A 6,260-nucleotide genomic window follows, 5' to 3' on the forward strand; every position below is an offset into this window, starting at 1 on the left:
CCGGCCAACCTCGATAGGCATTGACAGTCGAGACGTAGATATACCGTCCGGCCACGCTCTCCAGCGCATTGGCTCCCGCCAGGACATCGCGAGGAGGAAGCTCGGACGAGGACGTGTCGATCACCGCGTCCCAGGGCCCCTCGGCGGCGAGGGTGGAGAGGTCGGCCGCGCGCGTCCGGTCGCCCCGGAGAACGTCCACTCCAGACACATCCGCTCCAGAGCGGCCACGATTGAACGTGGACACGCCCCAGCCCTGCGCCAATGCCTGCTGAGCAACAGCGCGTCCGAGAAACCAGGTTCCGCCCAGGATGAGAACTCGCATGAGGCGATCCTGCCCGCGCGACCACTGGTCCCGCCACCTCACCGGCAGTCGGCGACACCACACGACCGGGTGAACTCGCCCTGAGTTTGGGTGACTTGCGTAAGCCACGAAGTACGGTCAACACATCCCGCCCGTGCGAGGGAACTCGTCGCCACCCGCCCGACCACAGTCACGGCCTGACACCATCGAGTGCATGGGCAAGCATCGCCGACCCGGACCCCCGAACCAGCCATCCAGGGCTGTCCCACACGTGGACGCCGACGACCCGCTCGCCGCGTACACCAAACGCCGCCACCCGCCGATGGATCAGTACCGCCGTCACCGACCGGTCCACGGCGGGGCCAGCCACCTCCGCCACGACGAACCGCGGGTCTGAGGAGTTGGGACGACTTCGCGTACCAGGTGGTCGGCACCGCCGACAACCTCGCGGCGGCCCAAGAGTGGGTGAACGAACTCCAGGTCGGCGACGACTCTGCCGCGTGATCACTGTCCTGTCTCATGGGATCTGGCCGTTACGAGCCCCGCGCGCGGCAGACTGCCGCCAAGTGGCCGTCACCCCCTACCTCCTGGCCCAGGTACTGGGAGCGGCGGACGAAGTGGTGTCAGTGTCCGGATGTCTGAAGAACTCGTTCCTTCCCAAGTGTGGCGCAGGCGTACCGACTCCTCCGGCCTCCGCGAACCCCGTGTGCTCATACGGGTGTTCGTCGAACCGGGGCAGCTCGACTCCGGCATCGCCTTCTACGAACGCCTGCAGGGCACCAGTGCCGATGCCCGCTTCTCGTTCCCCGCGAAGAACCTCCAGCTGGCGATGGTCGGTGGGCGGGTCCCGGCCGCCCCTCCCGGGAAGGGCGGCCGGGACCCGGTTTGAGGCTCGGGAGCCGGTCAGTTGGCCTGGTCGCGCCAGGTGTCGAGGACGGCTTGGACGGCGCTGGAGACCTTGTTCTGCTGCGTGCGGTCGGCCCACAGGTTCGCGTCGTGCTCGGTGAGCGTGACCGTCTCCCCCGTGATGGTGGCGGTGAAGTTGAACTGGCGGGTGGCGCGGCCGCTGCCGGAGCGGTAGTCGAAGTAGCCGAGGTAGGTGCCGACGGCCGTGACCGTCAGCCCCGTCTCCTCCGCGACCTCGCGCCGCAGGGCCTCGATGAGGGACTCGCCCGGGTCGACGCCGCCGGAGGGCAGCTCCCACAGGCCGCCGAGGTAGTCGTCGGCCGGCCGGTGCAGCAGCAGGACCTTGCCGTCGTGGTCGGCGATGACGGCGCCAACCACGGTCTTGGTGATGCCGTCGCGTTCGGCGGCGCAGGCCAGGTCGTCGAGCAGAGCGGTGTCGAGGGACATCACAGCAGGCCCTTCGCGTGGGAGGCGACTTTGGTGATGGCCGCGGCGTAGGCATCGGCGAGGCGGACATCCTCCTCGCGGTGCCAGACCGGCAGCTTGAAGGTGACGGAGTGCACGTGCTCCGCCGTCGGGAAGTCGTCGGCGGAACCCCGGCCGTCAGCGTAGCCAGGGATCAAAGCCCCCGGGGTTTGAAACAGCGGATGGGCGCCCAGGGGGCAGGTCGAGCCCGGCCGGTCCGCCTCGGTGGCGCCTTCGGCGTGGACGGCGTCGAGGAACCGCTGAAGCGGCAGCCCGCCGAGCTCGGCCGACCTGTAGCTCAGCGGCAGCGCGTACCACGACGGCCGGGCGGAGACCGACACGTGCGGGACGCGGATGCCCGGCACGCCGTCCAGAGCGGCGCACATGCGGGCCGCGATCTCCTGGCGCCCGGCGAGGTGGTCCTCCAAACGAGTGAGTTGGGTGCGGGCGAGCGCGGCGGCGAGGGGGTGGATGCGCAGTTTCAGGCCCATGCCGGTGACGGCGAAGCGCGCGAGCGGGTGGCCGGCGGGGATCTCGCGGCGGCACCGCTTGTTGTACTGACCGTGCAGCAGGACCCGGTAGTACAGCTCGGTGTTGTCGGTGGCGACGAAGCCGCCCTCGCCGGCCGAGAGCGGTTTGGGGCCGTTGAGGCTGAACGCGGACGCGGTGCCGAATGTGCCGGTGCGCTGGTGGTTCCAGGTGGCGCCGTGGGCGTGGGAGCCGTCCTCCAGCAGCATCAGCCCGTGCTCGTCGGCGAACGACACCAGCGCGTCCATGTCCTCGGGCAACCGTTCCTACGGACTGAGCAGGAGTGAGCCCGGTCAGCCGCACGCCCCGAACGGTCTTGGGCGCACTGGTTCCCCGGCGTACTCGACCCCGAGGCGGCGACACGCATCCTGTGCGTGGTCCGGTCCCGGGAGGCCGGTTCCCTACGCGACCTGGCCATATGGATACGGCCAGAGGCGACGGGGAGGCCCTGAACCATCGCTCCGGTGGAGCAGGGGCCCCGCACGCCGACACCGCACCCGGCGTCCCAGATCGCGCCGCCACGCTAACCCGGATGACCCAGGGCACCGCAAGCCCGGAAGCCGGCCATCACACCATCGAGCTAAGACGACCTCATATGCGCTCCTCGACGAGCAGTTGCCAACCCCCACAGGTGGACCGCGACGACGGCCTTCGTCCGGGCGGTGATGCGCCGGGCGGCGCCGTCGAGGTCGAGCTGCCCGCGGTCGTCGACGTCGGCGAGCACGGGGTGGGCGCCGAGGTGGAAGAGCGGGGTGGCGGTGGCGTGGAAAGTCAGGGCCGGAACGATGACCTCGTCGCCGGGCCCGATCCCGGCGGCCGCGTACATCGAGTGCAGCGCGGCCGTCCCCGTGCAGGTCGTCACGACGTGCCGGACCGCGAGGTAGGTGGCCAGCGCGTCCTCCAGATCGGCGACGACGCCGGAGCGGTCCGGGATCGAGAGGGCCGTCTCCAACTGGGCCGCTACGGCGTGGTGGTCGGCCTCGGTGACCGGCGGCCACGTGAAGTGCGGGCCCGGGGCCGTCACGGCCGGTTCGCCGCCGAGCAGGGCGAGCGGGGAGTCGTTCATGCCAGGAACTCCTTGGGGTCGGCGGGGCGGTTGGTGGTGGCGGAGGCGTAGGCGGCGGCGAGGAACGCGGCATGCGGCAGGTGGACGGCCGGTCCGGAGGGGTTGGGGGCGGTGCCGTCCAGAACGCGGCAGAAGCGGTCGATCAGCATGGCGGGCGGGCAGGGCCAGGCCGGCTCGCGCAACAGCGACTCGACGACCTGCCCGCCGGGGTCGAGGAGGCGGACGGCCCCGCGCTCGACGGCGAGCGTGCCGTGCGGGCCGGTGATGGCCAGGCGCTCGCTCTTCAGGCTGGCGGAGCGGGAGACCAGCAGCGAGCCGTACAGGCCGCGGTCGTAGGCGAGGTGGACCAGGGCGGTGTCCTACGCGTCGTACTCGGCGCCCGGCGCGGCGGCGGCCGAGGTATCCGCGAGGACGCGGTCGGGCAGCCCGAGGTACCAGACCAGCAGGTCGATCAGGTGGTAGCCCATGTCCGCCAGGCACCCTCCACCCGCGAGCTTTGCCCGGCCGCGCCAGCCGGCAGCCGGGTCCGGGCAGTGGAAGGTGTATCGCCCTTCGACCAGGTACGGGGTGCCGATCCGTTCCAGCAGTTGGAGGGCGGCGGTGTAGACGGGATGGAAGCGGCGCTGGACGGTGACCATCAGCTCGATCCCGCTCTTGTCGCACAGCCCGGCGAGCTCGGCCGCCTCGTGGGGGTCGGTGGCGAACGGCTTCTCCTTCATCACGTGTACCCCCGCCTCGGCGCACGCGGCGATGACCTGCTGCCCGGCGTGGTGCGGCACCGCGGCGATGACGAAGTCCGGCTGCACCGACTCCAGCAGGTGCTCGACGGTGGTGAAGCCGGGCACTTGGTGCGCGTCGGCCGCAGCGGCGACCCGACCGGCGTCGACGTCGCAGACCCCGGCGAGCTCGGCGAGGTGGCACTGGGCGAGGCCAGGCAGGTGGTCACTGGTGGCCTGACCGCCGAGCCCGACCATCGCGGCCCGCTTGCGTACGTTCATCGCTCACATCCCCTTTCGGATGCGCGGCGGCGGCCCGCCGTCCGGGCCGCCTGCCCTCCGAGAACACCGCAGCTGAGACGTCAGCGGCAGGGGCGTTGCCGCGGGCCGCAAAGCCGTTTGCATCCGATGCAAAGCCCCTGTCCGGGCCGGGCGCGTGCGAGTACGGTGTGCGGCGGCGCACTCCCGGCGAGCGGGGGACGGGTATGGACGCGGTCGGATCACAGCCGGCACCGGTGGTGGACGGCAGCCCTGGGGAACTGGTCCGGCAGGCGCGCAAGCAGCAGGGTCTGACCCTGGCTCAGCTCGGAGAGCTGACCGGCTACTCCGCGGCCCAGGTCTCCCGGTACGAGCGCGGCGTCTCACCGCTGACCGACGTCACCGTGCTGCGGCGCTTCGCCGACGCCCTGGGCCTCCCGCCGCAGGTCCTGGGGCTGACCGCTCCGCCCGAGGTCCGCCACGGGCGCGTGATCGGGCCAACTGCCACCTACCCCCTCCTGCCACGTCCTAGGGTGGAGGAGACGGCTCGTCGAGAAGACGGGGAGGACCCGGTGCGGCGCAGGAAGTTGCTCGCGAACCTCGCGGTCACGGCCGCCGCGGCCGTCGGCGCCCCCATCCTGCCCACCGACAAAACGACCTCCCAGGACGTCCCCGTCGGCGAGGTTCTGGTAGCGCGCGTGCGGGATGCGATGCTCGGCCTCCACTCCGACGTCACGGTGCCGCCGTCGGCGGTCCTGCGGACGGATCTGGACCGGGCCTTCACCGACTTCCACGCCTGCGCGTACGGCAGCCTGGCCGTGCGGCTGCCCCGGCTGATCTGCGCGGCCCACGCCCGGGCCGGTGGTGAAGGTGCCGAGGGCGACGGGCTGCTGGCCCAGAGTTATCTGCTGGCCACGCGCATGCTGATCAAGCTGGACGAGCAGCAGCTCGGCTGGATGGCCGCCGACCGCGCCCGCCAGGCCGCCGAAGCCGTCGGCCAGCCCCTGCTGGTCGCGGAGGCCGCGCGGCAGCTCGCGGTCCTGGCCCGCAAGGCCGACTGGCACGAGCAGGCGCTGTCCATCGCCCTGGCGGCCGCCGACCACCCCGCTCTCCGCGGCGGGGAGCCGGAACTGGCGGCCCAGCGGGGTTTGCTGATCCAGTCCGCCGCCTACACCGTCGCCCGCGCCGGCGACGCGGCCGGGATGCGGGAGCTCACCGGCGAGGCCGCCGCCATCGCCCGGGAGCTCGGCCCGGCCGCCGTGCTACGGGACCACGGCGGCGGATTCAGCCCCACCACCGTCCAACTCCACCTGGTCTCCGCGGAGAACTCCGCCGGCGACCCCTCCGCCGCGCTCGCCGCGGCCAAGGCGGTGGCGCCCGGGAGCCTGCCGAGCACCGAGCGCCGGGCCCGCTACTACACCGACATCGCCACCGCCCTCGCACGATGGAACCGCCGCGACGACTGCATCCGCGCACTCCTGGCCGCTGAGCACCACGCTCCCGAGGAGACCCACGCTCGCCCGGCGGTGAAGTCGCTGGTCTCCGGACTGCTGGTCTCCGGGCGCACGACCATCGAGCTACGCGGCCTCGCCGCCCGCGTCGGTGTCCTCACCTGACGGTTCACTCGCCGTGCAGGACGGGCCATCATCGCCGGGCGGGGCATCCCTGGGAAAGCCGACCACACCCGCACTGCGGTGCCGGGATGACATGGGCCGCGAACATGTGCGGACCGAGGGCTGTCACAGGGCGATCAGCTTGCCCGCGAGGCCGATCCGGAGGTGACGGAAAGCGATCCTGCCCGCGCGACCACTGGTCCCGCCAGCTCACCGGCACTCGGCGCCACCACACGACCGGGTGAACTCGCCTTGAGTTTGGGCGACTTGCGTAAATCACGAAGTACGGTCGGCGCATCCCGCTGCTTCACCGCAGGCAAGCAAAAACGAAGCGGCCCCCGGAGGTGCGAGAACACCACCCGAGGGCCTACACCACCAGGAGAAAAGAGCTCCCGCGATGCTGCGTC

Annotated in this window: 8 protein-coding genes; 2 read left to right on the top strand and 6 right to left on the bottom strand. The window is 71.7% G+C overall.

The features are described 5' to 3' along the window. A partial coding sequence (locus ABCR83_RS31730; protein WP_462698723.1) for an NAD-dependent epimerase/dehydratase family protein occupies window positions 1-322 on the bottom strand: 322 nt, incomplete at its 3' end. 697 nt (window positions 323-1,019) lie between these two features. On the opposite strand from ABCR83_RS31730, the gene ABCR83_RS31735 reads away from it, so the two are divergent. Beyond that, window positions 1,020-1,190 carry a hypothetical protein gene (locus ABCR83_RS31735; protein WP_462698724.1) on the top strand — a complete coding sequence of 57 codons (171 nt, stop codon included), beginning with the start codon at window positions 1,020-1,022 and terminating at the stop codon, window positions 1,188-1,190. A gap of 14 nt (window positions 1,191-1,204) precedes the next feature. Here ABCR83_RS31735 and ABCR83_RS31740 read toward each other — a convergent pair whose 3' ends face one another. From ABCR83_RS31740 to ABCR83_RS31760, 5 genes are all read right to left on the bottom strand, one after another. Next, window positions 1,205-1,654, bottom strand: coding sequence for an NUDIX hydrolase (locus ABCR83_RS31740; RefSeq protein WP_462698725.1), 450 nt, complete (start codon window positions 1,652-1,654; stop codon window positions 1,205-1,207). Continuing rightward, entirely contained in the window at window positions 1,654-2,460 is an 807-nt protein-coding gene (locus ABCR83_RS31745) for a DegT/DnrJ/EryC1/StrS family aminotransferase (RefSeq protein ID WP_462698726.1), read from the bottom strand. The genes ABCR83_RS31740 and ABCR83_RS31745 overlap by 1 nt, the downstream gene beginning before the upstream one ends. A 320-nt stretch (window positions 2,461-2,780) precedes the next feature. Beyond that, on the bottom strand, window positions 2,781-3,266 hold the full coding sequence (locus tag ABCR83_RS31750) for an aminotransferase class I/II-fold pyridoxal phosphate-dependent enzyme (protein WP_462698727.1): 486 nt from the start codon (window positions 3,264-3,266) through the stop codon (window positions 2,781-2,783). Continuing rightward, the gene (locus ABCR83_RS31755; RefSeq protein ID WP_462698728.1) at window positions 3,263-3,415 is read right to left on the bottom strand and encodes a hypothetical protein; all 153 of its coding nucleotides are present in this window, start codon (window positions 3,413-3,415) and stop codon (window positions 3,263-3,265) included. Before ABCR83_RS31755 ends, ABCR83_RS31750 begins: the two co-directional genes overlap by 4 nt. 210 nt (window positions 3,416-3,625) lie before the next feature. Beyond that, on the bottom strand, window positions 3,626-4,264 hold the full coding sequence (locus tag ABCR83_RS31760; protein ID WP_462698729.1) for a Gfo/Idh/MocA family protein: 639 nt from the start codon (window positions 4,262-4,264) through the stop codon (window positions 3,626-3,628). A gap of 203 nt (window positions 4,265-4,467) precedes the next feature. On the opposite strand from ABCR83_RS31760, the gene ABCR83_RS31765 reads away from it, so the two are divergent. Further along, on the top strand, window positions 4,468-5,856 hold the full coding sequence (locus tag ABCR83_RS31765; protein ID WP_462698730.1) for a helix-turn-helix domain-containing protein: 1,389 nt from the start codon (window positions 4,468-4,470) through the stop codon (window positions 5,854-5,856). The last annotated feature ends 404 nt before the right edge of the window (window positions 5,857-6,260 follow it).

Source organism: Streptomyces xingningensis, assembly GCF_054957865.1.